Below are 26,400 nucleotides of genomic sequence, written 5' to 3' on the forward strand. Positions count from 1 at the left end.
GACCCGATGCAACCCGCCCGCCGCCTTTACCGCCGCGAAAGCGAAGAGAACCGCCGTTCGGCGCTGATCGCCGCAACTCAGGAGCTGGTTGCCGAAGGCGGGCCCGAGGCCGCGACAGTCCGCGCCATCGCCGAGCGGGCCGGGGTCACGCCAGGGCTGATCCGGCACTATTTCCAGTCCAAGGACGAATTGAACCGCGCCGCCTACCGGACCCTGATGGACGGGATGACCGCCAAGGGCTCGGACGCCATCGAAGGCGTGGGCGCGCAGCCCGCCGAACGTCTCGCAGCCTTCATCGCCGCCTCCCTGCGCCCGCCGGTGCTGGATGCCGGTGCCGTGGTGCTCTGGGCTGGCTACATGCACAAGGTGCGCAGCGATCCCGATCTTCTGGCCGTGCACGAGGCAGGCTATCTGGCCTATCGCGACACCTTGCAGAAACTGATCGAAGCCCTCCCGCGCGACACTGAACCGGGGCAGACCCGCCGCGAGGCCATCGCCTGCAATGCCCTGATCGACGGGCTCTGGGTCGAGGGCTCGCTTCTGTCCGCCTCCTTTGCGCCGGGCGAGATCGTCTCGATCGGCCTTGGCTCGGCCGGTGCGATCCTCGGCATTGACCTCTTGGCCCATACGGCCCTGCTGCCCGACTTTGGAAGGAAGACCGCATGAGATACGCCTCCGTCACCGACCGGCTCGCCGGACTGGGCGGCGCGAAATGGGCGCTGCATGCCCGCGCCCGTGCGATGAAAGCCGCAGGCGAGGAGATCATCGAGCTCACCATCGGTGAGCCTGACGTGCCCACGCCGCCCCGGTTCATCGAAGCGGCGGCCAAGTCGATGGCAGCAGGCCGCACCGGCTATTCCAACGGTCGGGGCGAACCCGGCGTCGTTGCCGCCTTGGCCGCGCGCTACTCGGCCCGCCGTGGGCGCGAGATCGGCCGCGACCAGATCATGTGCCTGCCCGGCACCCAGACCGTGCTTTACGGCGTCCTGCGCGCCCTGGTCGAAGCCGGGGACGAGGTGCTGATCGGCGACCCGATGTATGCGACCTACGAAGGCCTGATCACCCAGACCGGCGCCAGCGCGGTCCCGGTGCCCCTGAAGCCCGAACACGGCTTCCGGATTCAGGTCGCCGACGTTGCCGCCCGGATCACGCCCCGCTCGCGCGTCCTGTTCCTCAACACCCCGCACAACCCCACCGGTGCCGTGCTGCGGGCCGAGGACATCCGTGCGCTTGGTGCGCTTGCCAAGGCCCATGACCTCTGGATTCTCTCGGACGAGGTCTACGAGGATCTCGTCTTCCCGAACGTCCCCTTCGCCTCACCGCTGGACTTCCCCGAACTGGCGGAACGCACCATCATCGCCTCGTCGATCTCCAAGTCCCACGCAGCCCCGGGGTTCCGGTCCGGCTGGTGCGTCGGCCCGGCTGAATTCTGCGCGCGGATGCTGCCACTTTCAGAAACCATGCTTTTTGGTAGCCAACCCTTCATTGCGGACCTCACTGCTCTTGCAGTTTCCGAACCTTCGCCCGTGGCCGAGGGGATGGTCGACCGCTTCTCCCGCCGTGCCGCGATCCTTGCGAAGACGCTGGATGGCGTCGGTGGCCTGCGCGTCCACCGTCCCGAGGCGGGGATGTTCACCCTAGTCGACGTCCGCGCCACCGGCCTGTCGGGCGAGGCCTTTGCCAGCGGACTTCTGGATCACCAGAAGGTCGCCGTCATGCCCGGCGAAAGCTTTGGCGCCGGGCTTGCAGGCTGGTTGCGCCTGTCGCTGACCCAACCGGACGACCGCACCACGCTCGCCGCCACCCGCATCGCCGCCCATGCGGCCAGCATCCTGGGGAACGCAGCATGACCACTGTCGGCATCCGCCTTGTCGAAGGCCTGATCGCGCGCGGCATCGACACCGTCTTCGGCATCCCCGGCGTTCACACCATCGAGCTTTACCGCGGCCTCGCTGCCGCAGGCGACAAGATCCGCCACGTCACCCCCCGCCACGAACAGGGCGCGGGCTTCATGGCCGACGGCTACGCCCGTGTCGCGGGCAAACCCGCCGCAGCCTTCGTCATCACCGGGCCGGGCCTGACCAACACCCTGACCGCCATGGCGCAGGCAAAGGCCGACTCAGTGCCGATGCTGGTCGTCTCGGGCCTCGGGCGCAGCGACACGCTGGGCAAAGGCCTGGGCCGCCTGCACGAACTGCCCGACCAAGGCGCGATGGTGGCCTCCCTTTGCCACACCGAAACCGTGACCGACCCCAAGAAACTGGGCGAGGTTCTGGACCGCGCCTTTGCCGCGATGACCGCCGGTCGTCCCGGCCCCGCACATATCCAGATTTCCACCAACATGATGGCCCAGCCCTGCCCCGAACTGCCGCCCCCGGTGGTCTCCGGCAGCGCTGTGCCCCTGCCGCTTGGCCGGTTGCGCGGCATTGCCACCACGCTGAACGAGGCCGAGAAGATCGTCATCCTCGCCGGGGGCGGCACCCGCGGGGCCGAGACAGCCCTGCAGAAGCTTGCCGAATCCATCGACGCCCCGGTGATCCAGACCGTCAACGCCCGCGGCGCGATGTTCGGCCACCGGCTGACGGTTCCGGCCTCGCCCAGCCTCGCCTCGGTCCGCAAGCTGATTGCCGAGGCCGACCAGATCCTTGCTATCGGCACCGAGCTTGGGCCGACCGACTATGACATGTATGTCAACGGCAAGGTCCCCGACCTGTCCGGCATGATCCGCATCGACATCTGCGCCGACCAGCTGGCACGGCACCCGGCCAAGATGCCGATCAAGGCCGATGCAGGCGCCATGATGGCCGCGCTGATGCCGATGACCATCCGCGCCAACCGCGAGGGGGCCGAACGCGCCGAGGCCACCCGACAGGCCGCCCGCGCCGAACTGGCCAGCCTAAACGACTTGATGCCCGCACAGCTCGACATGGTCGAGGCGATCCGCAACGCGATGCCGCGGGCGATCATCGTCGGCGACAGCACCCAGCCGGTCTATGCCGCGAACCTCTACTACGACCACGACCGCCCCGGCGGCTGGTTCAACGCCGCCACCGGTTATGGTGCGCTCGGCTACGGCCCCGGCGCCGCCGTCGGTGCCGCCATCGCCGCCCCCGGCGTCCCCGTCGTCTGCCTGATCGGCGACGGCGGCCTGCAATTCTCACCCGGAGAGTTGCGCACAGCGCTGGACGAAAAGCTGCCGATCACCTTCATCGTCTGGAACAACTCCGGCTTCCGCGAAATCGCCGACGCGATGCGCCAGGCCAAGGTCAGCCCGATCCTCGGCTGCGACCCCTCGCCTCTGGACATGGAACACTTCGCCATGGCTTGCGATCTGCCCTTTGCCCGCGTGGCGCAGGACCCGGCCGAACTGGCCGAAATCCTCGACACCCCGCAGGACGGCCCGCGTCTCCTGGAGGTTCAGGCCCGCTGACGCGCCATCAAGGGCGCAAGGACAAAGACCATCCCGACCAGGCAGGCGGCAAAGACAAAGGCCATCCGTAGCCCGAAGGTCCCGGCGATCAGGCCCAGCAGCGGCGGGCCGACGAAATAGCCGAAGTAGCCCAGCAGCGTCGCCCGGGCGATGGCGCGGGCGCGGGCTTCGGGGGCGCTGTACTGCCCGACCAACGAAAACGCCGTCGGTGCAAGGACAGAAGCGCCGATCCCGGTGATGAAGAACCCGACGTAGGCGACCAGGGGCGACCCCGCCTGCGCCACGATCAGCGCACCGATGGCCGCGATCACCGCCCCGCCGCGCAAAAGGGTGAAAGGGTCGATCCGCCCCGCCAGCGCCTGCCCCCCCAGTCGCGCAAAGCCCATCGTCAGGGCCAGCATCGCCGGACCCAGTGCGCCTTCCTCGGGGCTGCCGCCCAGCGTCTTCTCGATATGCAGCGCCGACCAGTTCTCCGACGCGTTCTCGGTCATGAAGGCGATCAACACGATCCCGCCCCCGATCACCGGCACCAGCCCCAGGGGCACCGCACTGCCGTCCTTGGGCTTGCGCAAGCCGTCGATCCGCCCGTCAGGCTCCAGCGTGGCCAGCGCGCACAACAGCCCGATCCCGCCCATCGTCGCCATCACCCATCCCGGCCCCCAACCCGCCCCGCGCAGCACGCCGGTCAGCACCGCGCCCCCAGCATAGCCGAAGGAATAGGCCGCATGGGTCAGGTTCATCAGGTGCAGGCCCCGGCTCGTCTCCATCGCTGCGACACGGGCGTTCATCAGGACATCGGTCAACCCGGTCGCCGCCCCGGCAAAGGCCATCGCCAGCGGAAACATCCAGATCACCGAGGCCTGTCCAGGCAGCATGAAGGCCAGCCCCATCATCGCAACCGACAGGGGCAGGGCGATCCGCCCCAGCGCCGCCCCGAAGGCCGGGGCCACCAGCATCGCCGAAATCGCCGCAATCGGCGTGCAGAAGATCAGAAGCCCCAGCTGCCGCTCGTCCACATCCAGCATCGCCTTCAGGTCCGGCAGCACCGCCGCAAACGTCCCCCACAGCACCCCCATCGCCGCAAAGGCCGCTATCGCGGGCCGGGCATGGACGACGGTGGACAGCGGGAACATGGAAGGGGACTCCTGAACGCAAGAGCATGACTGCTAGCCTGTCCGCCGGGTTCCATCCTGCCTGCCCGCGACGCCGCACCCCCCCGAGAGCGACACCCGTTTCCGCCACAACTTCCCGCTTTCCTTCCCGACGATTCGTCGCTATAGCCCCCCGGTCGCGCCATGCACCCTTGGAGGATGGCGGACTTATTTATGGAGAAGACCTATGGCACGCGAGATCGTCGATCTTACCGCCGAGGTACGGACGGGGACAGGCAAGGGGGCCGCCCGTCAAGCCCGTCGTGAGGGCTACGTACCTGGCATCATCTATGGCGACGGGGCTGAGCCCACGCCGATCAAGGTGAAATACAACTACCTCCTGACCAAGCTGCGGCAGGGCCGGTTCCTGCAGACGCTTTTCAACCTCAAGGTCGAAGGCCAGCCCGACGTGCACGTCGTGTGCCGGGGCGTCCAGCGCGACGTGGTCAAGGATCTGCCCACGCATGTCGATTTCATGCGCATCCACGATGACAGCCGGATCGAGCTGTTCATCCATGTCGAGTTCATCAATCAGGAAGCCAGCCCGGGCCTCAAGCGCGGCGGCACCCTGACGGTGGTCCGGCACGAAGTCGAACTGGAAGTCACCGCAGGCGACATCCCCGATCACATCACGGTCGACCTGACCGGCAAGAAGATCGGCGACGTCATCCACATCGACGACGTGGAACTGCCGGCTGGCGCCAAGCCGACCATCGCGCGGAACTTCGTGATCGCAAATATCGCGGCCCCGTCGGGCCTCGTGTCGGAAGAGAACGCCGAAGCTTCGGCCTAAGCGGTTCGAAACGCTCATGGCGCGGGGGGCCTTCGGGTCCCCCGTTTCCTTGTCGGCGAAGCCTCCTCGTTCGCCTTCGGCTCCTCGTCGCGTGATCCGCAGCGACGAGACGCCGCCCTAAGGGCGCCGGAACACCAGCGTATCCTTCTTCGCCCCCTCGGCTTCCTCGAACCCCTGCGCCCGCAGCGCCGCCACGATCTGCGCCACCCCATCCGGCCCATAGACCTGTGGATGCGTCTCGACGACCACCAGCCGCACACCCGGCAAAGGCTCGGTCAGCACGCCCAGCTCGCCTCCCTCGATGTCACAGGAAATCACCGTTGGCGCGAACTTCGCCAGCAGCTTGCCCAAGGGCCGTGCGGGCACCCGGATGACCTCGGCATTTTCCGGCCATCCGTCCGGCCCCGCCAGCGCGCTCGCCCAGAAGGCCGGTCGCTGCCCGAATTCCACCTGACCTTCCCCCTTGCCGACCACTGCGCCCTTCAACACCTTGACGCCGTCAAACCCGTTCGCCGCCAGGTTCCGCCGCGCCAGCTTGACCGTCTCCGGCCCCGCTTCGACACCCATCACCGCGCCTTCGCCCAGCACGCCCGCCGCAAGCGCGCAGATGAACCCCAGCCCCGCCCCCAGATCCAGCACCCGGTCTCCCGGCCGCAAATGCAGCAAAAGCGCATCCGCCTCATGGTTCTCGTACCGGCCACTGGACAAGGCGCGCTCCAGGTTCCCCTTCAGCGCCGCTTCCGGCAGGAAAAGTGTCAGGCCGCGAAGGGTGAAGCTGCGCATCTCGTCCCGCTTGGTTGTCTCACTGCCCGACCCCCGCTATATCGCACCCGACGCGCAAAGCGGGAGAGCAAAGGTGAAACTCTGGGTCGGCCTCGGCAATCCCGGCGCGAAATATGCCGGCAACCGGCACAACATCGGCTTCATGGCCGTTGACCGCATCGCTGCCGACCACGGTTTCACCCCCTGGCGCAAGGCCTTCCAGGGCCTCGTCGCCGAAGGCCGCCTCGGCACCGAAAAGGTCGCGCTTCTGAAGCCAGAAACCTTCATGAACCTGTCCGGCCAATCCGTCCAGGCCGCCGTCGCCTTCTGGAAACTCCCCCTCACCGACCTCACCGTCTTCCATGACGAGCTTGACCTCGCCCCCGGCAAGCTTCGCCTCAAACAGGGCGGAGGACACGCCGGGCACAACGGCCTGCGCTCGATCCACGGCCATCTCGGCGACGACTACGCCCGCGTCCGCCTTGGGATCGGCCACCCCGGCCACAAGGACGCTGTGGCTGCATACGTCCTCCACGACTTCGCCAAGGCGGATGCCGAGTGGCTGGAGGACCTCCTCCGCGGCATTTCCGAAGGGGCCGAGGCGCTTGCTGCAGGTGACGGCCAGAAGTTCATGAATGCCGTCTCCTTGCGCACCGCCCCGCCCCGGTCCTCGACGACGAAAGAGAAGCCCGAGGCCCCTGCCCCCGCGCCCCAGCCGCAAGAAGACACCCGCAGCAATATGCAGAAGCTGCTGGACAAGTTCCGGTGACCCCCGTCCGCCAGGCCTTCCGCCAACAGGCAAAGGCTTGCGCCGCCCTCGGCTCACAGCTGATGGAACGCCTGATGACGGGCCTTGCGGACCGACTGGAACCCGGCGACCCCGTCGCCGACCGCGTCCTCGGCTGGCAGGGCGACCCCTCCTCCATGGCCGACTCCGTCCCTCTCCGCCTCGCCGGAGGCCTCCACGCCCTGGTCCTGACGGACAAGGCTCCGGCGCTGGCCACCGCCTACGCGTCGAGCATGGACCCAACCGACACCGCCCTCGCCACGATCCGGGCGCATCCCGCCTTCCTCCTCGACTGGCTCACCTCCCCGCCCCAGACGAACGAGGTCCGCCGCTCCGCCCCCCTGATCGCCGCTGCCCACTGGCTGACCGCGCGCTTCGGCATGCCGCTGGTCCTCAGCGAACTCGGCGCCAGCGCGGGACTGAACCTCCTTTGGGACCGCTACGCCCTGCGCATCGGCGACCAGACCCTCGGCCCTGCCAACCCTGCCCTCACCCTGACCCCGGACTGGACCGGAGCCCCGCCGCCCAACTCCGCACCAACCGTCCTCGACCGCCGCGGTACAGACCTGAACCCGCTGGACCGCGTCGCTGACCGCCTGCGCCTCCTGGCCTACCTCTGGCCCGACCAGCCCGACCGCATCGCCCGAACCCGCACCGCGCTGGACCTTGCCGAACAGCTCCACCCTCAGGTCGACCGGGCCGACGCCGCGGACTGGCTGGAAACCCGCCTCGCCACCCCGATCCCCGGTGCCCTGCACCTCGTCTTCCACACGGTCGCGTGGCAATACTTCCCACCCGCCACGCAGGCCTGCGCCCTTGCCGCCTTCGACCGCTACGGCCAAACCGCCCCCCTCGCCCGCCTGTCAATGGAAGCCGACGGCCAGACCCCGGGTGCTGCCCTCACCCTGACGCTCTGGCCCACAGGCGAAACCATCCTCCTCGGCCGCGCCGATTTCCACGGCCGTTGGGTCGATTGGCAGGCACCGCCGCCTTAGACTTTCTCTTCCGCAAATATCCTCGGGGTATGCCAGTGGTTTCGCCATCGGTTCAAGAAACCGCTGGCATGGGGGGGCGAAGCGCCCCCGATGACCGAGGCGGAGGCGCAGCCCGACGACGAGACAAAAGGCTCGCGCGCCAGCGCTCCTTTCGAAAACCGCCCCTACCCGCGCGACACCAAGCCCGTCAGCGCCCGGCTGACCAGCGACGACACCGCAGGCCGCTCCAGCGCCACGAAAGGCATGGGCCGACACAGCTCCATCGCCGCCACCCCGACCCGCGCCGTCAGCGCGCCGTTGACCACCCCCTCGCCGAACCGGCGCGACAGCTTGGACAGTACTCCGCCCCCCGCGACCGAGCCGATCATGTCGTCCGTCAGTGCCAAGGCCCCCGCCGCCAGCAGCGAGCCGAAGACCCGGCGGAGGAGCTTCAGGCTCCCAAAACTTCCCGACCGCCCACCATAGATCTCGGCAATCCGCCGGATCATTCGCAGGTTCGCGACCAGCGCCATTGCCACATCGGCCAAAGCCAAGGGCACCAGCGCCGTCACCGTCGCCACCTGCCGCGCCGCGCCCTCGATCACCAGCCGCGCCTCGGCGTCGAGCGTCGTCAACAACTCCCGCTCCGCCAGCGCCAGCAGGGCATCGGCATCCATCACCTCGCCCTCCCGCTCGGCCAGCCGCGCGCGGCCCCAGGCCGTATCGCCCCGCGCAGAGTAGAGACCGACCAGCCCCGACACCACCCGCCGCGCCCCCTTCAAGTCGGCCGCGGCCCGCGCCTCCACCGCCCGCGCCCGCAGACTGTCCAGCCGCCCCAGCCGCAGGAAGGCCCCCCATTCGCGCAGGGCAAGCACCAGGCCAGCCAGCACTGCCAGAATCACAAGTGCAAAGGCGATCCAGCCAAGCACCACGTTCCGTGCCATAAGGCCGGTCACGAAATCATAGGCGGCGACCGACAGGGCAAAGCTGAACAGCGCCCCGAACGCCCAGACCGCAAAGCGCCAGAGGACCGAGGGTCGCTTCTGCGACAGAGCCGCCACCGCCTGCATCGCCTGCCCTTCCGGCAATGCATCCGGCACCGGCGGCGCGAGCGACGGATCGACGGCCTCCTCCATTTCCTCCAGGAACGGCTTCGGCGGGCGGCTCACAGCTGGTCTCCGATCAGGAACTCGACGGCCCGGTCCAGCCGGATATGCGGCGGACCTTCCCCGGGCTTCAGGTTCAGCCGGGCCGGAGCAAAGGTCATCAGGCTGTAGTCGGCATCAAGCCAGGTCTCCGCCCCCTCCCGCGCGGGGGACAACAGCCGCGCGGGGTCCGACGGCAGCGCACCGGGATACATCAGCGCGGGCTTGCCTGTGGACTGCAGGACCCCTCGCACCGCCGGAACCTCGCCTCCATCCCGCATGACCACCTCCTCCACCGTGGCCCGCAGCGAGGCCAGAGACATCGCCTCGGTCCGCGCGCCGGAGAAGTCCGCGCGTTGCTTCGCTTCGGCCAGAAGGCTTGCCGTGATTGCGGTCAAGGCCGGGTGCTGTTCGTGGTGCAGATGGTCGGCCTTGGTCGCCGCAAACAGGATGCGTTCGACCCGGTGCGTGCCGAACAGACCCGACAGCCAGGTGTTCCGCCCTGGTCGGAAACTGGACAGAATCTCCGCCATCACCCGCCGCAGGTCCTCCACCGCCCGCGGCCCCTGATGGATCGCACCCAGCACGTCGGCCAGCACGACCTGACGGTCGATCTTCGCAAAGTGGTCACGGAAGAAGGGCCGGACAACGCGGGATTTGTAAGCCTCGTACCGCCGCTCCATCTCGCGCCAGAGGCTCGACCGGCCCGTGGTCGCGGGCCTGGGCAGCGGCGCGAAGGTCAGGACCGGCGACCCGGCCAGATCGCCGGGCAACAGGAACCGGCCGGGGGTGACATCAACCCGGCCCAGGTCGCGCGCGGCGGTGAGGTAGGCGGTAAATGTCTCGGCCAACTGCCGGGCCTTGGCCTCATCAAGTTTCAGCGCCCCATCTTCGGCCCGTGCCAGCGCCAGGAACTCCGCCGCTTCGGTGCGCTTTTCCAGCCGGGCGAGCGTGGCCTCGGACCACTGGTCATAGGTCTGTTCAAGCAGCGACAGATCCAGAAGCCACTCGCCCGGATAGTCGACGATGTCGAGGTGCAGCGTGTGCGGCCCCCGCCAGGAGGAGAAGAACCCGGCGGGCTGGACACGGAACGACAGGCGAAGCTCACTGATCGCGCGGGTCGAGGCAGGCCAGCGGGGTTGGTCGCCGGTCAGGGCGGCGAGATGCGCCTCGAAATCAAAGCGGGGCAGCGTGACGTCGGGCTGGGGCTGCAGATAGACGGCCTGGATGCGGCCTTCCGCTTGCGCGCGAAGCTGCGGCATCCGGCCCCGGTTCAACAGGTTGGCGACGAGGGCGGTGATGAAGACGGTCTTCCCCGCACGCGAGAGGCCGGTCACGCCGAGGCGGAGGGTGGTGTCGAAGAACGTCTCGGAAAGGGTGGCTCCCGCGCCTTCGATCCCGCGGGTGATCCCGTCCGTCAACCCGGAGAATGCCACGTCCGCGTCCCTTTCCTTCGCCGGGTCAAGATAGGGTGAGCCGGACGGGAATGGAAGGCGGGTGGGTAGGGTGGGCAGGATTGCCCACCCTACGCGGGCGCTGTCCACGCAGGACGGGCTTTTCATGTTCAATGTTTTCAAGCACTTGGTTGCGGGCGTTCATCATCTGGCAAGGATTGCGCCAGGGCCCGCTTCCGGGGTAGCAAGGGGCCCATGCCCCGCTATGCCCTGCAGATCGAATATGACGGCGGCCCGTTTGCGGGCTGGCAGCGGCAGGCGCAGGGGCTGCCTTCGGTGCAGGAGGCCGTCGAACGCGCACTCGGCAAACTGGAACCCGGCCCCCATACCATCGCCGCCGCGGGCAGGACCGACGCAGGCGTCCACGCCACGGCGCAGGTGGCGCATGCCGACCTGGGCAAGGACTGGGACCCGTTCAAGCTCGCTTCCGCCCTTAACGCCCATCTGCGGCCCGATCCGGTCGCGATCCTCGCCGTGGCGCGGGTGCCGGACGACTTCCACGCCCGCTTTTCGGCCACCGGGCGGCGCTACACCTTCCGCCTTGTCGCCCGCCGCGCGCCCGTCACGCATGACCGGGGCCTGGTCTGGCAGGTGCTGAACCGCCTCGACATCGAGGCCATGCGCGCCGGGGCTGCCGAACTGATCGGAAGCCACGACTTCACCACCTTCCGCTCCACCCTCTGCCAGGCAAAAAGCCCGGTGAAGACGCTGGACCGGGTCGAGATCAGCGAACACCCCTACCCCGGCGGCACCGAGTACCGCTTCGACCTTGCCGCCCGCAGCTTCCTGCACAACCAGGTGCGGTCCATCGTCGGCACGCTGGAACGCGTTGGCGCCGGGGCCTGGAGCCCCGTGGACGTGCGCGCGGCGTTGGCGGCCCGCGACCGGGCGGCTTGCGGCCCGGTCTGCCCATCTCAGGGGCTGTATCTTGTGGGCGTGACCTATCCAGCCGACCCTTTCGCGGGGTAAGGCGCGTCGGGGACTTCGTCCCTCCTCGCGCGGCTGCCACCGACGAGGAGACGAAGTCGAACGAGGAGGCTCAGTTGAGGTCCTTCAGAAGCCGCCCATGCTTCCGGACTTCGGTCAAGACGGCACCGAACGTCTCCAGCCCCCGCCCAGCCAGCATCGGCACCAGCTTCAGGAACGCATCCGCCGTGGCCAGCGTATCGCCCAGAGCGGTATGCCGCGCCTCTTCGGGGATGGTGATCCCCAGCCGGTGCGACAGGGCGTCCAGGCTGTGCACCTCATACTGCCCATAGACCACCGCCGACAACAGCACGGTATCGAGAACCGGCATGTCAAAGGTCACGCCCAGCTGCCCCTCGACCCGGCGCAGGAATTCCATGTCGAAGGGGGCGTTGTGGGCGATCAGCACCGCCCCTTCCGCGAACTTGTGGAACCAGCGCACCACATCGGCGACCCCAGGCGCATCGGCGACCATCGCGTCGGTGATCCCGTGCACTTCGGTCGAAACCGGGGGAATGGCGCGTCCCGGATTGACCAGCGTGTCGAAGACCTCGCCCTCCACCCGGCGACCATTGACGATCCGCACGGCGGCCAGCTGGACGATCTCGTCGCCCTGGCGGGGGTTGAGGCCCGTCGTCTCGCTGTCGAAGACCACATAGGTCAGTCGGTCCAGCCGCGCTTCGGCCAGACGGTCGGTGCGGGCAGGAGAGAGGAGGTCGAAGTCATAGACCACCTTGCGCGCCACCGGCTTCGGGCGGGCCACGGCGCGGCGGGCCTGTCGGATCGGCAGACAAAGGGCCGAGCGGCCGTCGGGCAGGACCTCCGGCCAAAGTTCGGTCGCGTGGGCGGCAAGGACGCTGCGGGCGGGGCGGTCAAAGTCATCGGACAGCGGGACGGCAAGCCAGCGGTCCAGTTCGCCCACGCCGACACGCGGGCCGGTCCATGAGAGGCGGATCGCAGCACCGGTGTCCTCTTCCTCGATGGTCAGAAGCAGGGCCCCGCGGTCCGCAAGATGCCGGGCGAGATGTTCCAGAAGCGTCAGGATCTCATAGCCGTTGCAGCGCAGGATCAGGTCGGCGGTTTCCGTCGTGACCGTGATGCCCTGCGCCTGCAGCCGGACGGCAAGGCCCTGCCCCAGGTCGAAGGCGCGGGTCTGCGGCAGGGCCCCGGCCTCGGACAGGGCCTCGTCCCGGGCGGTGCCAAAGCGGGTGACGGCCTGGCTCAGCCGCGCGACCTCGGATCGCAGCGCACCCTGCATTGGGGCGGGCAGCGCCTCATCGGGCATCACGCCGACCAGCGTGGCCAAGGCCGCCGCGGGCCGCCGCAGGCTGTCGAGCGCGCCCTCCAGCATCGCCTCACGCCGGGCATCGACCGCCATGTCAGCGGTGATGTCGCGGAGCGTCAGCACATAGCCTTGCGTGCCGCCATCGCCCAGAAGCCGCATCCGTGCCGCCAGAACCCGCGCGCCGGTCGTCGTGGTGCAGAGAAGGTCGGACACCGCATCCGGGTCTCCTGTCGCAACCAGCCGCTCATGGGCCAGTTGCAGGGGGGCGGCATGGAGGTAATCGAACAGCTTGCGATCCAGCCCCGCCTCCAGCCCCCGATTGGTGCCGATGATGTCGGCGGCGGGGCCGTTGTAGAACACCAGCGCATGATCGGCGGAACAGAGGATGACGCCCACGGGCACATCGGACAGCAGCGCCTCCAGCCGGGCCTTTTCGGCACCAAGTCGCAGGGTTTCGCGGGCCACGGACTCGGCCAGGGCGGACCGTGTCTCGGCCAGGGATTGCGCGGCGGCCTGGGCCGCGGGGGCGAGGTCACCCAGATAGCGCGCGATGGCGGCATCCATCTCGGCGGTGACGTCGGAATGGGCGCGGGCGCGCAGGGCACCGGAGAGGGTCTCGATGGGCTTGGCCACGTTCAGGTCGAACAGGTACCAGACTGCGGCTACCAGACCCAGTGCGGCAAACCCAGCCAGCACGCCCGCCTGCACGAACCCCTGCCCCACGCCGGGTTGCCCAAGGCGGCTGTAGCCAAGCCAGAGGCCGATGGCGGTGGCGACCAGGATCGCGGCGGCAAGACCCGCGAAGATCAGGAAGACCCGCAGGCGCAGGGAAAGGCGGGTCAGCATCGGCCTCAGGTCCCGCCCAGAAGGCGACGCACTTCGTCGCGCAGGTCCTTCAGCTCAAATGGTTTCGAGATGAAGCCATCCGCGCCAAGCGCCAGCCCCTTGCGCCGTTCGATGGCCGATCCGCGCGCCGTCATCATCAGGACCTTCACGTCCGCAAGCGTCGGGTCGATGCGGATGCCCTCGCAGATTTCGTAGCCGGACACCTCGGGCAGCATGACGTCGAGAAGGACAAGGTCGGGATGGGTGTCACGGATGCGCGGCAGCGCATCGGCCCCGTTCGACACCCGGTCGTGGTCGTAGCCCTCGCGGGTCATCAGGTAATCCAGCGCGACGGCGATGTTGTCCTCATCCTCGACCACAAGGATGCGCGGCTTGCGGTCCATCCCTCACCCCTCCCTGCACGCGGCGGCCTGCAGGGTGTCGCCCTCGGGCGCCGCCTGCCAGTCTGCCCCTGTCAACTCTCCCGTCTCGGTGATCTCCACCCCCTCGACCACCGCGACCTGCCGCGCCCCGGCGCAGTCGAAGGCCATGAGACCGCTTTCGACCGGCCGCCAGCGCGCGAACTTCAACAACGGCAGCAGTCGCAGGGTTCCGACCTGGGGATGGATCATCCGCTTGCGCTGGTCGATGGCCCAGAACCGCATGGTGATCGGCTTGAGATAGGTCCACGGGCGCAAGGGCATCGCCTCTTCCTCGACCTTCACGATCTCAAGGCCCGCGGGTAATTCGGCCGAGACGCGGCTGTACCAGGTGTATTCCAGCACAAGCGTCGTGCCGATCAGGCCGACGGCGGCGGCAAAGGGGACCAGCCAGCGCGGCAGGCCGGGGCGCCAGCGGCGAAGCGCCCAGGCCAGCAGGCCAAGAGCGGCGGCGGCGATCAGGGCTCCGATCAGTTCAAGGGCCATTCGTCAACTCCTGGCGCCGCGGGCGGACCCGACGGCGGATTGCATGGTGCGGACGACCACGAAGGCGTCGCGCAGGTGGCTGCGTTCGAAATCCGACAGTTCCGAGGGCGCGATGAAGTTGTCCGGCTTCTCGCCGCCCTTCACCCGCCGGGCCTGATGCTCCAGCCTTGCATGGGCGATCAGGTCGTAGGCCTCGATCAGGTCGCGCCCGCCACTGGCGCTGATGACGCCAGCCTCGGTCGCGGCTTCCAGCCGGGCGCGCGTGTTCACGGCGGGAAGTTCGCCGATCAGCGCATAGATGCGGCCCAGGTCCACCACCGGCACAACGCCGTTCATCTTCAGGTCGATGTGGTTCTTGTGCTCGCCCGAGCGGATCGTCGCAAAGCCGCGCAACAGGCCCAGCGGCGGCGTGTGCTTGAGGCTGTTCGAGATCATGTGCGCCACGAAGATCGAGTTCTTCGCCGCCATGTCCAGCACCTCGGCCTGCAGGTCGGTGTAAAGGCTGGCCGTGCCGCCAATCGGGCGCAGGTCGAACATGACGGACGCCAGCATCTGCGCCATCGGGTCCGGGGTCGTGACCCATTTGCGGAAATAGCCGCGCCATACCGACATGCGCTGGCACCACTGCGGGTTGGTGGCCATCATGTCGCCGGGGCAATAGACATAGCCGCAGGCGTGCAGCCCGTCCGAGACGATCTTCGCCAGACGCGCGAAATAGGCCATGTCGGCCTCGGTCGCGGCATCGTCGATCATCAGGCAGTTGTCCTGATCGCTGACCCCCGTCTGCTCCTGCCGCCCTTGAGAGCCACAGGCCAGCCACAGATACGGCACAGGGGCCGGACCCAGTTCCGCCTCGGCCATCGCCAGCAGCCGCCGCGTCACCGTGTCGGCGATGTCGGTAATTAGCCGCGTCACCACCTCATGCGCCGACCCGCCACCCACGAGCTGCACCAGCAGACGCGGGATGCGCGCCGTGTTTTCCGCCAGTTCTGCCACGGTCTGCGCCGTGGCCGCATCGCGGACCAGCAGAGCCGAGCTGACCGCCTGGAACCGCACCAGATCGGTCTGGGTAATCATCCCCACCAGCTTGCCGTCATCCACCACCGGCAGATGCCCGATCCGGTGTTCCAGCATCCGGTTCAGCACGTCCGACCCAAGGCTCTCGGGCGACAGCACCATCGGATCGGCAGCCATCACCGTGCTGACCGGGGCCGCAGGGTCCAGCCCTTGCGCCAGCACCTTGTTCACGAAATCCCGCGCGGTGACGATGCCGACCAACCGCTCGCCTTCCGTGATCGCCAGACACGAGATATGCGCCTCGCGCATCTTCTCTGCCGCCTCGCGGATCGAGGTCCCGGGGCCGACAGCGATGGGAGCGCGGGCGATCAGGTCGCCGACCTTGCGGGTCGAGATGTCGGCCTCGCGGTTCTCGTGCTGGCGGCCCCGGTGAAAGAACCGCTCGAAGGCCGGATAGGTCGCGATCAGGCGGCGGAACTCGGCTTGCGGAAGCATCAGGATGTCCGCGCCCTCGGTGGCCCGCGCGGTTGTCACCGCAACTCCGTCGCGCATCAGTCCGCGTTCGCCGAAACTGTTCCGGGGTCCCAGCAGGGACACCAGGCCTCCCGAAGGCTCCAGCACTTCGACCGACCCGTCGAGGATCAGGTAGATGCCGGTCATCGGAGTGCCGGCCGAATAGATCACGACACCGTCGTCGTAATGCCTGCGGCTGAAGGAGGCGGCGACCCGCGCCATCTCGTCCCGCGGCAGGCTGTCATAGGGATGCACCGTCTCCAGGAAGGCCAGTAGCGGGGTGCTGTCCTGATCCATCATCCCAAAGTCCGGTAAAAGGGGAAGCGCCCCCGGGGAAAGCCCCGGAGGCGCAGAGTGCTTAGTGCGACTGGGCCTGGCCCGCGCCCTTCGGCACGCGGATCGACTCGATCAGGTCGACAACGTGCTGCGGAGGGGCCTTGGTCGCGCCGGACACCACGAAGGCGACGACGAAGTTGACCACGGCGCCGATGGTCCCGATCGACAGCGGCGAGATGCCGAAGAAGTACTGATCGGGGGTGTCGGGCAGCCAGTTGGTGCCGGGGAAGAAGAACCAGCCCTTGTACATGAAGATGTAAACCGAGGTGAAGACCAACCCCGCGAACATCCCTGCGATCGCCCCTTCCTTGTTGATGCGCTTCGAGAAGATGCCCATCATCAGCGTCGGGAAGATCGTCGCGGCCGCGAGGCCGAAGGCCAGCGCCACCACCTGCGCGGCGAAGCCGGGCGGGTTGAGGCCAAGGTAGGTCGCCACAATGATGGCACCGGTCATCGCGACACGGGCCCACATCAGTTCGGCCTTTTCCGACAGGTTCGGGTTGATCGAACCCTTGATCAGGTCGTGGCTGATGGCCGACGAGATGGCCAGCAGAAGACCGGCAGCGGTCGACAGAGCGGCAGCCAGCGCACCGGCAGCCACCAGAGCCACGACCCAGCCGGGCAGAGCAGCGATTTCAGGGTTCGCGAGAACCATGATGTCGTTGTCGACCTTGGTCAGTTCGTTGCCCTTGAAGCCCAGCTCAGCCAGCGTTTTGTCGCCCAGCTTGGCTTCCGCCAGCGCCGCGTCCAGAGCGGTGGTGGCTTCGGCGACCTTGGCTTCCAGCGGCGCCTTGTCGGCATCGGCGGCAGCATCGGTCAGGGCTTTCTGCGCATCGGCCAGCGCCTTGCCAGCGTCGGCCACGGGCTTCGGCTCGCTGAAGTACTGGATCATGCCGTCGCCGTTCTTGTCCGACATGGCCAGAAGACCGGTCTTCTCCCAGGTGCGGATCCAGGACAGTTCCGGGTTGCTGTCGATCTCGGCAATCGAAAGCGCCGGGGCCGACAGGGCCGTCCCGGTTTCAGCGCCGGGCCAGAAGGTGGTGGTCAGGTTCAGACGGGCCATCGAGCCCACCGCCGGAGCGACAGTGTAGAGCAGCGCGATGAACACCAGCGACCAGCCGGCCGAAGACCGGGCGTCGGCCACTTTCGGCACGGTGAAGAAGCGGATGATGACGTGCGGCAGACCCGCGGTGCCGATCATCAGCGACATGGTGAACAGGAACATGTTGAACATGTTCGCCGAGTCCGAGGTATAGGCCTTGAAGCCCAGCTCGGTCACCACGCTGTCGAGCTTGGCCAGCATCGACACTTCGCCACCTTGCGGTGCATATCCGCCGATCAGACCCAGCTGCGGCAGCGCGCTGCCGGTCAGCTGCAGCGAGATGAAGATCGCCGGAACCGTGTAGGCGATGATCAGCACGACATACTGCGCCACCTGGGTGTAGGTGATGCCCTTCATCCCGCCAAGCACGGCGTAGATGAACACCAGCGCGCCACCGATATAAAGGCCGGTGTCGGTGGAGACTTCCAGGAAGCGCGAGAAGGTCACGCCGACGCCCCGCATCTGGCCGATAACGTAGGTGACCGAGATGATGATGAGGCAGATGACCGCCAGAAGACGCGCACCGCCCGAATAGAAGCGGTCGCCGATGAACTCCGGCACGGTGAATTTGCCGAATTTCCGAAGGTAAGGCGCAAGCAGCAGGGCTAGAAGCACATAGCCGCCGGTCCAGCCCATCAGGAAGGCCGACTGCTCGTACCCGCCAGCCGGGGCCAGCGCGATGATGCCTGCCATCGAAATGAACGAGGCCGCCGACATCCAGTCCGCGCCCGTCGCCATGCCGTTCATGACCGGGGGAACACCCTGGCCCGCGGCGTAGAATTCAGCGGTCGAGCCCGCCCGGGCCCAGATCGCGATCCCGATGTAGATGGCAAAGGTGATGCCAACCACGATCAGGTTAAGGGTAAACTGATCCATCTGTCTCTGCCCCCTACTCTTCCACGCCGTGTTCTTTGTCGATCTTCCCCATCATCCGTGCGTAGACGAAGATCAGCACGATGAAGACGTAGATCGACCCGTTCTGCGCGAACCAGAACCCAAGATCGGCGCCGCCGACCATGATGCCCTTCAGCGCGGGACGAAGCAGGATGCCAAGGCCGTAGGAGCAGACGAACCAGACCGCCAGAGAAATCAGGATGATCCGGACGTTTGCTGCCCAATAGGCGTTGGCAGAAGATTTGTCTGCCATGAGTATTCTCCCTTTCTTGTTTTCCGCACCCCCGGGGGATCCAGGGGGACGGCCCCTCCCGTCAGGCTGAAACGCGCCCCACGATGTCGGCCAGACTGGCGCGGATACCGTCGATGGACCCCATCGCCGGCACCCGTTCCAGAACGGACAGACGGTCGTAATGCGCGATCAGCGGCGCCGTCTGGGCGTGATAGGCCTGCAGCCTTTCGCGCACCGTTTCGGCGTTGTCGTCGGCCCGGCGCTTGAACGCCGTGCCGCCACACTTGTCACAGACACCCGCCTGGGCGGGTTGCTTGAACTCGTCATGATAGCCTTCGCCGCAAGCGGCGCAGGTGTAGCGGCCCGAGACTCGGGCGACCATCGCCTCGTCCTCGACCTCCAGGCTGATGGCGGCGGTGACCTTTTGGCCCGCGTCAGCCAAGAGCTTGTCCAGCGCCGCCGCTTGCCCAGCCGTGCGCGGAAAGCCGTCCAGGATGACACCCTTCGCCACATCCGGCTGCGCCATCCGGTCCTTCAGGATCGCCAGCACGATGTCGTCCGACACCAGCTGCCCGGCCTCCATCACCGCCTTGGCCTTCCGCCCCGCCTCGGTCCCCGCTGCAACGGCGGCGCGCAGAAGGTCGCCGGTCGAAAGCTGGACCAGACCGAAGTCCTCTTCCAGCATCCGCGCCTGCGTGCCCTTGCCCGCGCCGGGAGGTCCGAGAAGGATCAGGACAGGACCCATCATCAACCCTTGTTCATGCGGTTGGCGATCAGGTCGTCGACCACCGACGGATCGGCCAGCGTCGAGGTATCGCCCAGCGAGCCGAAGTCGTTCTCGGCGATCTTGCGCAGGATGCGGCGCATGATCTTGCCCGAGCGGGTCTTCGGCAGGCCGGGGGCCCACTGGATCAGGTCGGGCTTCGCGATCGGCCCGATCTCGGTCCGCACCCAGGCTTCCAGCTTCTTGCGCAGGTCCTCGGAAGGCTCGATGCCCTTCATCAGCGTGACATAGGCATAGATGCCCTGCCCCTTGATGTCGTGCGGGTAGCCCACCACAGCCGCCTCGGCGACAGCCTCATGCGCGACCAGAGCCGACTCCACTTCCGCCGTGCCCATCCGGTGGCCCGAGACGTTGATGACATCATCCACGCGCCCGGTGATCCAATAATACCCATCCGCATCGCGGCGGCAGCCGTCGCCGGTGAAGTAGTACCCCTTGTACTGGCTGAAATAGGCTTCCTCGAACCGGGCGTGATCGCCCCACAACGTCCGCATCTGCCCCGGCCAGCTGTCGGCAAAGCAAAGGACGCCCTCGGTTTCCGTCTCGGATTGCACCGCGCCCGAGGCCGCATCCAGCACCACCGGCTGCACCCCGAAGAACGGCTTCGTGGCCGAACCCGGCTTGGTCGGGATCGCCCCCGGCAGTGGCGTCAGCATGTGGCCGCCGGTTTCGGTCTGCCAGAAAGTGTCGACGATCGGCAGCTTTCCCTTGCCGACATGGGTGTTGTACCAGGCCCAGGCTTCCGGGTTGATCGGCTCACCCACCGACCCCAGCAGCTTCAGCGACGACAGGTCGTGCTTCTCCACCCACTCCGTCCCCAGCCCCATCAGCGACCGGATCGCGGTCGGCGCGGTGTAGAACTGGTTGACCTTGTGCTTGGCGCAGACCTCCCAGAACCGGCCCGCGTCGGGATAGTTCGGCACGCCTTCGAACATCAGCGTCGTGGCCCCGTTCGACAGCGGCCCGTAGACGATATAGCTGTGCCCGGTGACCCAGCCCACGTCCGCGGTGCACCAGAACACATCGCCGTCATGGTAGTCGAAGGTCATCTGCTGCGTCATCGAGGCATAGACCAGGTAGCCGCCCGTGGTGTGCACCACGCCCTTCGGCTTGCCGGTCGAGCCCGAGGTGTACAGGATGAACATCGGGTCTTCCGCGCCGACCTCGACATAGGGGCAATAGGGCCTGGCCGCCGCCATCTCGGCGTTCAGGTCGAAATCCCGGCCCTCGACCCAGGAGGTCTGGTCGCCGGTGCGCTTGACCACAAGCACCTTCACCTTGTCCGAGCAATGCAAGAGCGCCTTGTCGGTGTTGTCCTTCAGGCCCGTCTTCTTGCCCGCCCGCGGCGCCCAGTCGGCGGTGATCACCAGCTTGGCGTCGCTGTCGTTGATGCGGTTCGCCAAGGCGTCGGGGGAGAAGCCACCAAAGACGATGGAATGGATCGCCCCGATCCGGGTGCAGGCCAGCATCGCATAGGCCGCTTCCGGGATCATCGGCATGTAAAGCACGACCCGGTCGCCCTTGGTCACGCCATGCGCCTTCAGCACGTTGGCCAGGCGGCAGGTCTGCTCCAGAAGCTCGCGGTAGCTGATGTGCTTGGCCGGGGTCTTCGGATCATCGGGTTCCCAGATGATCGCGGTCTGGTCGGCGCGGGTCAGCATGTGGCGGTCGATGCAGTTGGCGCTGACGTTCAGCGTGCCGTCCTCGAACCATTTGATCGACACATTGCCCGGCGCGAACGAGGTATTCTTGACCTGGGTGTAGGGCTTGATCCAGTCGATCCGCTGCCCTTCCGCACCCCAGAACGCCGCAGGGTCCTGGACCGAGGCCGCGTAACGCGCCTCATAGGTCTTGGCGTCGACATGCGCTTTGGCGACGAAATCGTTGGACGGTGGATAGACGGACTTGGCTGCTTCGCTCATTCTCTTCTCCTCCCAAAGGGCTGTGACAGGCACCCTTCGACAATATCAGTAACTGGCCAGGAACCCTCTTTCCTGCGTAGAAGTTATCACTTCGTAAAGAATTTCGTAACCCCCTATTTTTGCTATAAAATTCTGTAAATTCCTTGACTGCATTGGCGTCAATCTTGAAAATGTGTGAAAATTGCGGCAGCCAAGTGCTTGGTTTCACACGGCCGTTACCGCTCACGGTCGCGTGACCGCGGCGCTCCGGGATAATGGTGGCGCTAACCGTCAGGTGCTTGGCAGATCAGTGTGATTCGTCGCCAGGTTGCGCTGCATCCAGCAGCGCATCGACCGCCGCCAGATCGGGCAGAAAGCGCACTTCCGGCTCGTTCAGGCCCTGCGCCTGCAACTGCCGCCGCAGCTTGTCGCGCAGGCCCACAAGATACAGCTGCCCGCCCTGACGGTGGGCGCGGGCGGCAAGCGAATGGAAACCCCGCGCGCCAGAACTGTCGATCAGCGGGACACCCGACATCTCCAGCACCAGCGCGCGCGGCGCCTCGGCGATCCGGTCCAGCACCCCGCCCAACTGGGCTGCGGCGCCAAAGAAGTACGGACCTTCCAGATGATAGACCACGCGGTCGGCGCGTGGGGTATCGTGGTGTTCCGCACGCGTGCGCACCTCGGCGGTGTCCGACATACGCTTGATGAAGACCAGACCAGCCAGTGCAAAGCCCACGACGATGCCTTCGGTCAGGTCACGGAACACCACCAGAAGAAAGGTCACGCTGACCACCAGCGCATCCCCCCGCGACGACCGCAGCAGGGCCGCGAACTCATGCCGTTCGGCCATGCCCCAGGCCACGACGCCCAGAACGCCCGCCAAGGCAGCCAGCGGGATGTAGGCGGCGAGCGGCGCCGCGACCATCAGGAAGACCAGGAGAAACAGGGAATGCAGGATGCCCGAGATCGGCCCGTGACTGCCAGCCCGCACATTGGTTGCAGTCCGTGCGATGGTGCCGGTAACGCAGAACCCGCCAAAGACTGCCGAGCCGATGTTGGCCACCCCCTGCGCCACCAGTTCCGCGTTCGACCGGTGCCGCGCGCCCGACATCCCGTCGGCGACCACGGCGGACAACAGCGATTCAATCGCGCCCAGCAGGGCAAAGCTTGCCGCCCAGGGCAAGGCCGCCTGCACGGCGGGCCCGGACAGGTCGGGCAGCGCGGGTGCGGGCAACAGTTGCGGCAGGTCGCCAAACCGCGTGCCGATGGTCGCGACCGGCAGGCCGAACAGGGCCGCCACGACAGAGGCGAGGGTCACACCAATCAGCATCCCGGGCCAATGCGGGCGCAGACGCCGCAGCCCCAGGATCACCGCCGCCGTCAGCGCCGCCACCGCGACCGCAGCCCAGGTCACCGACCCGCGCGCCGCCCACAGCGCCTCGACCTTTTCCAGGATCTCGCCCGGCTCGTCCCCCGGCAGGGTCAGCCCGAACATCTCGCGCAACTGGCTGGCGAAGATGATGACGGCGATCCCGGCCGTGAACCCTACGGTGACCGGATAGGGGATATAACGGATGTAGGTCCCGACCCGCAGCACCCCCGCCACGATCAGGATCAGGCCGGACAGAAGCGTGGCCAGGATCAGCCCCTCGACCCCCGTCGCCAGCACGCAGGCCGAGACAAGGACGATGAACGCCCCCGCAGGCCCGCCGATCTGATAGCGTGACCCGCCCAGCGCGCTGACGAGGAAGCCGCCGACAATGGCGGTGAACAGCCCCCGCTCCGGGCCGACACCGCTGGCAATCGCGATGGCCATCGACAAGGGCAGCGCGACGATGGCCACCGTCAGCCCCGCCAGCGCATCGGCGCGCAGGTCGGCCAGCCCATAGCCTTCTCGCCAGACGGTCAAGAGCTTCGGCAGGAACTCGGTCAGGCCATTGTGGCCCCGCGCGGTGTCGGTCATGATGGCGTCCAGGCCAGGGAAACGACCAGGAAATGCTGGCGATGCAAGATGAATGCCGCCAGATGAGTCCTCCGCCCCCCCGCTGTCAACATCTTTGCGAGCGATGACCCCCAATCCCACCCGCCCCGACCCCGTCCAGCCCGCCACCGAGGACGCCCGCCAACTTGCCCACCGGCTTCTCACCCTCAGCCATGCGGCCCTTGCCTGGGAGGACCCCGACACCGGCACCCCTGGGATCAGCCGCATCGCCTTTGCCCGCGACCCGCAGGCGGGATTGCTGACCCTGATCTCCGGCCTCGCGCCGCATTTTCGCGCGCTCCGCGACCGGCCCGACTGCGCGCTGATGCTGGGCGAGGTCGGCGATACCGGCGATCCCCTGATCCACCCCCGCCTGATGATCCGCGCCCGGGCGCAGTTCGTGGCGCCAGACGACCCGGCCCGCCCCGCCTTGCGCGATCGCTGGCTGCAGCGAAGCCCCAAGGCGCGGGCCTACATCGACCTGCCGGACTTCGCTTTCGTCCGCCTGCAGCCCGCCTCGGCCCTCCTGAATGGCGGCTTCGCCCGGGCTTTCCACATCAGCCCCGAAGACCTGTAAACGCAAAAGGGCGGCCCCGAAGGACCGCCCCCTGCCTGACTGACCATAACCTCAGGCCGGAACGTCCATCCGCATCGTCACCAGCGCCTTCCCCTTGACCGTCTCGCCCCAGCGGATCTGAGCCTCGTTCCCGGTCACACCCGTCCCCGGCACGGAATACGGGAACACATAGCGCGCCGCGTTCGAGGCGTTGGTGATGATCCCCTCCGGCGCCACCGCCTCCACCATCCGGATCCGCCCGCCGAAGGGCACGAACCCGCCCGCGCTGACGTTCCAGGTCTCTGATGCCGTGTTCTGGGTATGGATCACCTGCACCGGGTTGATGATCCACTGGCTGACGTTGTTGAAGCTGTTGCCTTCAACCCGCACGTTCCGCGACCGGGTGAAGTCCAGCGTCGCAAAGGTCGTGTCCACCATGTCGACCCGGTCCACGATCACGCCAAAGCAGCGGAAGCTGTTGCCCTGCACCGTGAAGCCGCTGAAGAAATGCCCCGCCCCGTAAGGCTTGACCACGATCCAGCGGAACGCCGTCGTGCAATCCGACGCGATGAACACGTTGCCGACGATGTTCAGGCCGCCAAAGGAGAACTCGCCATTCTCCTCCGGCGCCGAGTCATGCTCGTTGCCCCATTCGATGAAACAGTTGTCGATGTAGTTGCCGGTGACCACGGTTGAGACGTTGGTCTGGGTGAACACCAGCCCCGCCCGCCGCACGCCTGCCGTCACGCTGTCGCCCTGGAAGAAGTGGTTGGCGTGGATCAGGTGGCCGGTCCCGTTCATGATCGCGAAATGCGCGAACCGCACGATCCGGTTGTTGCGCAGCTTGGTGTCGTTCGCCTGCACGTTCATCGCGATCGTGGTCCGGTCCACCGCCGGCACCGACTGCTCGTTCGACAGGAACTGGCACATGTCGACGAACATGCCCTGACAGCCCGACCCGGCCGAACTAATCCCCCGGTCCAGCGGCCGGTTGAAGGTGCAGGACATGAAGCGCTGGGTCGACCCCGACATCGGCAGCATCACGCCCGAGCCGACACCCAGGCAGTTGAACTCGATGTCCTCCAGCTCGAACCGCGACAACAGCTCGAACCCGCTGAAGTCCAGCATGTATTTGAACCGCCGGAAGGTATAGCTCCGCGTCCCCACCGCACCATACAGCGGCTGGCTGATCGTCACCGTGCCTGCGCCCACGTTCTTGGCCGTGACATAAACTTCGCGGCCCACCCCCGTCCCGATGACCAGCGCACCCACCGGGATGTTCGCCACGTTGGCCACGCCCGTCAGCGTGGTGTTCGTCGCCGCCGAATAGGTCGCGACCGAGGTCACGTCCTGCGTCGCCCAGTTCGGCCCCGCCACCGCGTTCAGCGAGCCGTTGCGCACGACGCGGCGGCTGGAAAAGCTGGTGACGCCCGACAGCGCCGCCACATCGATCGGCTCGGGGATGTCCACCCGCCGCCCCGACAGGTCCAGCGTGACATAGTCGGTAAAGAAGAACAGCGCCTGCAGCGCCCGCTTGAAGCCCTCCAGTTCCGACCCGAAGGCCTGGCCATAGGTGTCGAGGTCATAGTTCCGCGTCAGCGTCAGCTTGCGGTTCGACGGCATCGACAGCGTGCCCTCGAACCGGATCCGGCTGTTGATCGTGACATCGCTCGTCAGCCGGAACACGCCCGAGGGCACCAGGATTTCACGACCCGCCGCCGCCGCATCCGCCGCCAGGAAGGCCGGAGCGTCATTCGTCGTCCCGTCACCCAGCGCGCCGAAGTCGCGGACATCGACCCAGTCCATCAGCTTGCGGATGAAGATGTTGGTCACATCCTCGACCTCGATGTCGTCAATCCGCACCACACCGCCATTCGCCCCGGTCAGGTCCAGGCCGACATGGGCATAGATCGACTGCAGGGACCAGGGCAGCGTCACCCCCGTCCGGTTGGCCGGAGAGATGATCGCGCTGACCGTCACCACCGTGCCGTATGAGGTCAGCGCAACTGACGGCCCGGTTTGCGGCAGGCCCACGACGTTCTGCCCGCTGACATCCCCCGCCCACGCGGCGATCCGGACCGAAGGCAGGTTGCCCGACACCGCCTTCACCCGCGCCGTCACCCGCAGGTACAGCCCCGGCTGGATCGGCGTCTGTGCGAACGACCGCAGCTTCTGGGTCGCCTCGGTCTTCTGCAGCTCCAGACAACCCGCGAAATCCTGGTCGTTCGTGACCAGCGCCGCGTTCGGCTGGCCCTGATACGATCCCGAGCCGGGCGTCCCGTCCTCGCGCGACCAGAGGTTGAGGCCTGCCGAAAACGGCGGCGGCATCAGGACCAGCCCGTCAGTGATAGCCTTGTTCATTGTCGATTTCCCTTGCCTCGCTTCGCGCCACTGCCACGGGCGATGCGTCAAGGGTGCCCCAAGGCCACCGATGACAAACCGCGCCGCCATGGGGCACAGTGGGTAGCAAGGAAGGTTTAACCGCCGCTCACGGCTACGCGCGGACCAGACGCCCTGCGCGCAACACCCACGCAGCGTCGAAGGTCCGGGAACAGACCTTGCAGCCCGCGTCCCCTCTCCCCC

The 26,400-nt window shown here is 67.2% G+C and carries 22 protein-coding genes; 8 read left to right on the plus strand and 14 right to left on the minus strand.

Annotation, left to right across the window (positions count from 1 at the left end; genetic code table 11):
- The first annotated feature begins 6 nt into the window (after nucleotides 1-6).
- From E8M84_RS12040 to E8M84_RS12050, 3 genes are read left to right on the plus strand one after another with little or no spacing between them, the layout of a single operon-like run.
- A complete protein-coding gene (locus E8M84_RS12040) occupies nucleotides 7-666 on the plus strand; it encodes a TetR/AcrR family transcriptional regulator (protein ID WP_137111425.1) in 660 nt (219 codons plus the stop codon).
- The gene (locus E8M84_RS12045; RefSeq protein WP_137111426.1) at nucleotides 663-1,850 is read left to right on the plus strand and encodes a pyridoxal phosphate-dependent aminotransferase; all 1,188 of its coding nucleotides are present in this window, start codon (nucleotides 663-665) and stop codon (nucleotides 1,848-1,850) included. Before E8M84_RS12040 ends, E8M84_RS12045 begins: the two co-directional genes overlap by 4 nt.
- Nucleotides 1,847-3,430: a 5-guanidino-2-oxopentanoate decarboxylase gene (locus tag E8M84_RS12050; RefSeq protein WP_137111427.1), complete on the plus strand. Its 1,584-nt coding sequence runs from the start codon at nucleotides 1,847-1,849 to the stop codon at nucleotides 3,428-3,430. Before E8M84_RS12045 ends, E8M84_RS12050 begins: the two co-directional genes overlap by 4 nt.
- Here the strand turns inward: E8M84_RS12050 and E8M84_RS12055 are convergent.
- The gene (locus E8M84_RS12055; RefSeq protein WP_137111428.1) at nucleotides 3,418-4,563 is read right to left on the minus strand and encodes an MFS transporter; all 1,146 of its coding nucleotides are present in this window, start codon (nucleotides 4,561-4,563) and stop codon (nucleotides 3,418-3,420) included. The genes E8M84_RS12050 and E8M84_RS12055 overlap by 13 nt on opposite strands.
- 205 nt (nucleotides 4,564-4,768) lie before the next feature.
- Here E8M84_RS12055 and E8M84_RS12060 point away from each other — a divergent pair, with 205 nt between their 5' ends.
- Nucleotides 4,769-5,374: a 50S ribosomal protein L25/general stress protein Ctc gene (locus E8M84_RS12060; RefSeq protein WP_137111429.1), complete on the plus strand. Its 606-nt coding sequence runs from the start codon at nucleotides 4,769-4,771 to the stop codon at nucleotides 5,372-5,374.
- A gap of 117 nt (nucleotides 5,375-5,491) precedes the next feature.
- On the opposite strand, the gene E8M84_RS12065 is transcribed toward E8M84_RS12060, so the two are convergent.
- A complete protein-coding gene (locus tag E8M84_RS12065) occupies nucleotides 5,492-6,157 on the minus strand; it encodes an FkbM family methyltransferase (RefSeq protein ID WP_137111430.1) in 666 nt (221 codons plus the stop codon).
- Between the two features lie 73 nt (nucleotides 6,158-6,230).
- On the opposite strand from E8M84_RS12065, the gene pth reads away from it, so the two are divergent.
- Both pth and E8M84_RS12075 read left to right on the plus strand, forming a co-directional pair.
- Nucleotides 6,231-6,905, plus strand: a complete 675-nt coding sequence (pth, locus tag E8M84_RS12070; protein WP_137111431.1) for an aminoacyl-tRNA hydrolase — start codon at nucleotides 6,231-6,233, stop codon at nucleotides 6,903-6,905.
- Nucleotides 6,902-7,918: a DUF2332 domain-containing protein gene (locus tag E8M84_RS12075; RefSeq protein ID WP_137111432.1), complete on the plus strand. Its 1,017-nt coding sequence runs from the start codon at nucleotides 6,902-6,904 to the stop codon at nucleotides 7,916-7,918. The genes pth and E8M84_RS12075 overlap by 4 nt, the downstream gene beginning before the upstream one ends.
- A gap of 164 nt (nucleotides 7,919-8,082) precedes the next feature.
- Here the strand turns inward: E8M84_RS12075 and E8M84_RS12080 are convergent, their stop codons facing one another.
- Both E8M84_RS12080 and E8M84_RS12085 read right to left on the minus strand, forming a co-directional pair.
- The gene (locus E8M84_RS12080) at nucleotides 8,083-9,033 is read right to left on the minus strand and encodes a YcjF family protein (protein ID WP_137111843.1); all 951 of its coding nucleotides are present in this window, start codon (nucleotides 9,031-9,033) and stop codon (nucleotides 8,083-8,085) included.
- Nucleotides 9,034-9,062: 29 nt separating this feature from the next.
- Complete coding sequence (locus E8M84_RS12085) at nucleotides 9,063-10,478, minus strand: YcjX family protein (protein WP_240790393.1); 1,416 nt, start codon at nucleotides 10,476-10,478, stop codon at nucleotides 9,063-9,065.
- A gap of 213 nt (nucleotides 10,479-10,691) precedes the next feature.
- Here E8M84_RS12085 and truA point away from each other — a divergent pair, with 213 nt between their 5' ends.
- Nucleotides 10,692-11,465 carry a tRNA pseudouridine(38-40) synthase TruA gene (gene truA / locus E8M84_RS12090; protein WP_137111434.1) on the plus strand — a complete coding sequence of 258 codons (774 nt, stop codon included), beginning with the start codon at nucleotides 10,692-10,694 and terminating at the stop codon, nucleotides 11,463-11,465.
- A 70-nt stretch (nucleotides 11,466-11,535) separates the two neighbouring features.
- Here the strand turns inward: truA and E8M84_RS12095 are convergent, their stop codons facing one another.
- The 9 genes from E8M84_RS12095 to E8M84_RS12135 form a co-directional block, all read right to left on the minus strand.
- The gene (locus E8M84_RS12095; RefSeq protein WP_137111435.1) at nucleotides 11,536-13,593 is read right to left on the minus strand and encodes an exonuclease domain-containing protein; all 2,058 of its coding nucleotides are present in this window, start codon (nucleotides 13,591-13,593) and stop codon (nucleotides 11,536-11,538) included.
- A 5-nt stretch (nucleotides 13,594-13,598) separates the two neighbouring features.
- Nucleotides 13,599-13,976, minus strand: coding sequence for a response regulator transcription factor (locus E8M84_RS12100; protein WP_137111436.1), 378 nt, complete (start codon nucleotides 13,974-13,976; stop codon nucleotides 13,599-13,601).
- A 3-nt stretch (nucleotides 13,977-13,979) separates the two neighbouring features.
- On the minus strand, nucleotides 13,980-14,498 hold the full coding sequence (locus E8M84_RS12105) for a hypothetical protein (RefSeq protein ID WP_137111437.1): 519 nt from the start codon (nucleotides 14,496-14,498) through the stop codon (nucleotides 13,980-13,982).
- Between the two features lie 3 nt (nucleotides 14,499-14,501).
- Nucleotides 14,502-16,325, minus strand: a complete 1,824-nt coding sequence (locus tag E8M84_RS12110) for a DUF294 nucleotidyltransferase-like domain-containing protein (protein WP_137111844.1) — start codon at nucleotides 16,323-16,325, stop codon at nucleotides 14,502-14,504.
- A 61-nt stretch (nucleotides 16,326-16,386) separates the two neighbouring features.
- A complete protein-coding gene (locus E8M84_RS12115; protein ID WP_137111438.1) occupies nucleotides 16,387-18,342 on the minus strand; it encodes a sodium:solute symporter family protein in 1,956 nt (651 codons plus the stop codon).
- A 13-nt stretch (nucleotides 18,343-18,355) separates the two neighbouring features.
- Complete coding sequence (locus E8M84_RS12120; protein WP_137111439.1) at nucleotides 18,356-18,613, minus strand: DUF4212 domain-containing protein; 258 nt, start codon at nucleotides 18,611-18,613, stop codon at nucleotides 18,356-18,358.
- Nucleotides 18,614-18,674: 61 nt separating this feature from the next.
- On the minus strand, nucleotides 18,675-19,340 hold the full coding sequence (locus E8M84_RS12125) for an adenylate kinase (RefSeq protein WP_137111440.1): 666 nt from the start codon (nucleotides 19,338-19,340) through the stop codon (nucleotides 18,675-18,677).
- Nucleotides 19,340-21,298: an acetate--CoA ligase gene (acs, locus tag E8M84_RS12130; protein ID WP_137111441.1), complete on the minus strand. Its 1,959-nt coding sequence runs from the start codon at nucleotides 21,296-21,298 to the stop codon at nucleotides 19,340-19,342. Before acs ends, E8M84_RS12125 begins: the two co-directional genes overlap by 1 nt.
- A 286-nt stretch (nucleotides 21,299-21,584) precedes the next feature.
- Nucleotides 21,585-23,243, minus strand: coding sequence for a SulP family inorganic anion transporter (locus E8M84_RS12135; RefSeq protein ID WP_137111442.1), 1,659 nt, complete (start codon nucleotides 23,241-23,243; stop codon nucleotides 21,585-21,587).
- Nucleotides 23,244-23,346: 103 nt separating this feature from the next.
- On the opposite strand from E8M84_RS12135, the gene E8M84_RS12140 reads away from it, so the two are divergent.
- Nucleotides 23,347-23,838 carry a HugZ family protein gene (locus E8M84_RS12140; protein ID WP_137111443.1) on the plus strand — a complete coding sequence of 164 codons (492 nt, stop codon included), beginning with the start codon at nucleotides 23,347-23,349 and terminating at the stop codon, nucleotides 23,836-23,838.
- Nucleotides 23,839-23,889: 51 nt separating this feature from the next.
- Here the strand turns inward: E8M84_RS12140 and E8M84_RS12145 are convergent, their stop codons facing one another.
- Nucleotides 23,890-26,178 carry a glycosyl hydrolase family 28-related protein gene (locus E8M84_RS12145; RefSeq protein WP_137111444.1) on the minus strand — a complete coding sequence of 763 codons (2,289 nt, stop codon included), beginning with the start codon at nucleotides 26,176-26,178 and terminating at the stop codon, nucleotides 23,890-23,892.
- Between the last annotated feature and the right edge of the window lie 222 nt (nucleotides 26,179-26,400).

The sequence above is a fragment of the Rhodobacter sp. SY28-1 genome (assembly GCF_005222785.1).
Taxonomy (GTDB): domain Bacteria; phylum Pseudomonadota; class Alphaproteobacteria; order Rhodobacterales; family Rhodobacteraceae; genus Tabrizicola.

Excerpts from the sequence above, each read along its gene's own strand:
- E8M84_RS12115 (WP_137111438.1), bottom strand. The coding sequence starts at position 18,342 with ATGGATCAGTTTACCCTTAACCTGATCGTGGTTGGCATCACCTTTGCC.
- E8M84_RS12120 (WP_137111439.1), bottom strand. The coding sequence starts at position 18,613 with ATGGCAGACAAATCTTCTGCCAACGCCTATTGGGCAGCAAACGTCCGG.
- E8M84_RS12055 (WP_137111428.1), bottom strand. The coding sequence starts at position 4,563 with ATGTTCCCGCTGTCCACCGTCGTCCATGCCCGGCCCGCGATAGCGGCC.
- E8M84_RS12105 (WP_137111437.1), bottom strand. The coding sequence starts at position 14,498 with ATGGCCCTTGAACTGATCGGAGCCCTGATCGCCGCCGCCGCTCTTGGC.
- E8M84_RS12045 (WP_137111426.1), top strand. The coding sequence starts at position 663 with ATGAGATACGCCTCCGTCACCGACCGGCTCGCCGGACTGGGCGGCGCG.
- truA (WP_137111434.1), top strand. The coding sequence starts at position 10,692 with ATGCCCCGCTATGCCCTGCAGATCGAATATGACGGCGGCCCGTTTGCG.
- E8M84_RS12060 (WP_137111429.1), top strand. The coding sequence starts at position 4,769 with ATGGCACGCGAGATCGTCGATCTTACCGCCGAGGTACGGACGGGGACA.
- E8M84_RS12095 (WP_137111435.1), bottom strand. The coding sequence starts at position 13,593 with ATGCTGACCCGCCTTTCCCTGCGCCTGCGGGTCTTCCTGATCTTCGCG.
- E8M84_RS12110 (WP_137111844.1), bottom strand. The coding sequence starts at position 16,325 with ATGGATCAGGACAGCACCCCGCTACTGGCCTTCCTGGAGACGGTGCAT.
- E8M84_RS12125 (WP_137111440.1), bottom strand. The coding sequence starts at position 19,340 with ATGATGGGTCCTGTCCTGATCCTTCTCGGACCTCCCGGCGCGGGCAAG.
- E8M84_RS12100 (WP_137111436.1), bottom strand. The coding sequence starts at position 13,976 with ATGGACCGCAAGCCGCGCATCCTTGTGGTCGAGGATGAGGACAACATC.
- acs (WP_137111441.1), bottom strand. The coding sequence starts at position 21,298 with ATGAGCGAAGCAGCCAAGTCCGTCTATCCACCGTCCAACGATTTCGTC.
- E8M84_RS12145 (WP_137111444.1), bottom strand. The coding sequence starts at position 26,178 with ATGAACAAGGCTATCACTGACGGGCTGGTCCTGATGCCGCCGCCGTTT.
- E8M84_RS12135 (WP_137111442.1), bottom strand. The coding sequence starts at position 23,243 with ATGACCGACACCGCGCGGGGCCACAATGGCCTGACCGAGTTCCTGCCG.
- E8M84_RS12040 (WP_137111425.1), top strand. The coding sequence starts at position 7 with ATGCAACCCGCCCGCCGCCTTTACCGCCGCGAAAGCGAAGAGAACCGC.
- E8M84_RS12080 (WP_137111843.1), bottom strand. The coding sequence starts at position 9,033 with ATGGAGGAGGCCGTCGATCCGTCGCTCGCGCCGCCGGTGCCGGATGCA.
- E8M84_RS12050 (WP_137111427.1), top strand. The coding sequence starts at position 1,847 with ATGACCACTGTCGGCATCCGCCTTGTCGAAGGCCTGATCGCGCGCGGC.
- E8M84_RS12140 (WP_137111443.1), top strand. The coding sequence starts at position 23,347 with ATGACCCCCAATCCCACCCGCCCCGACCCCGTCCAGCCCGCCACCGAG.
- E8M84_RS12065 (WP_137111430.1), bottom strand. The coding sequence starts at position 6,157 with ATGCGCAGCTTCACCCTTCGCGGCCTGACACTTTTCCTGCCGGAAGCG.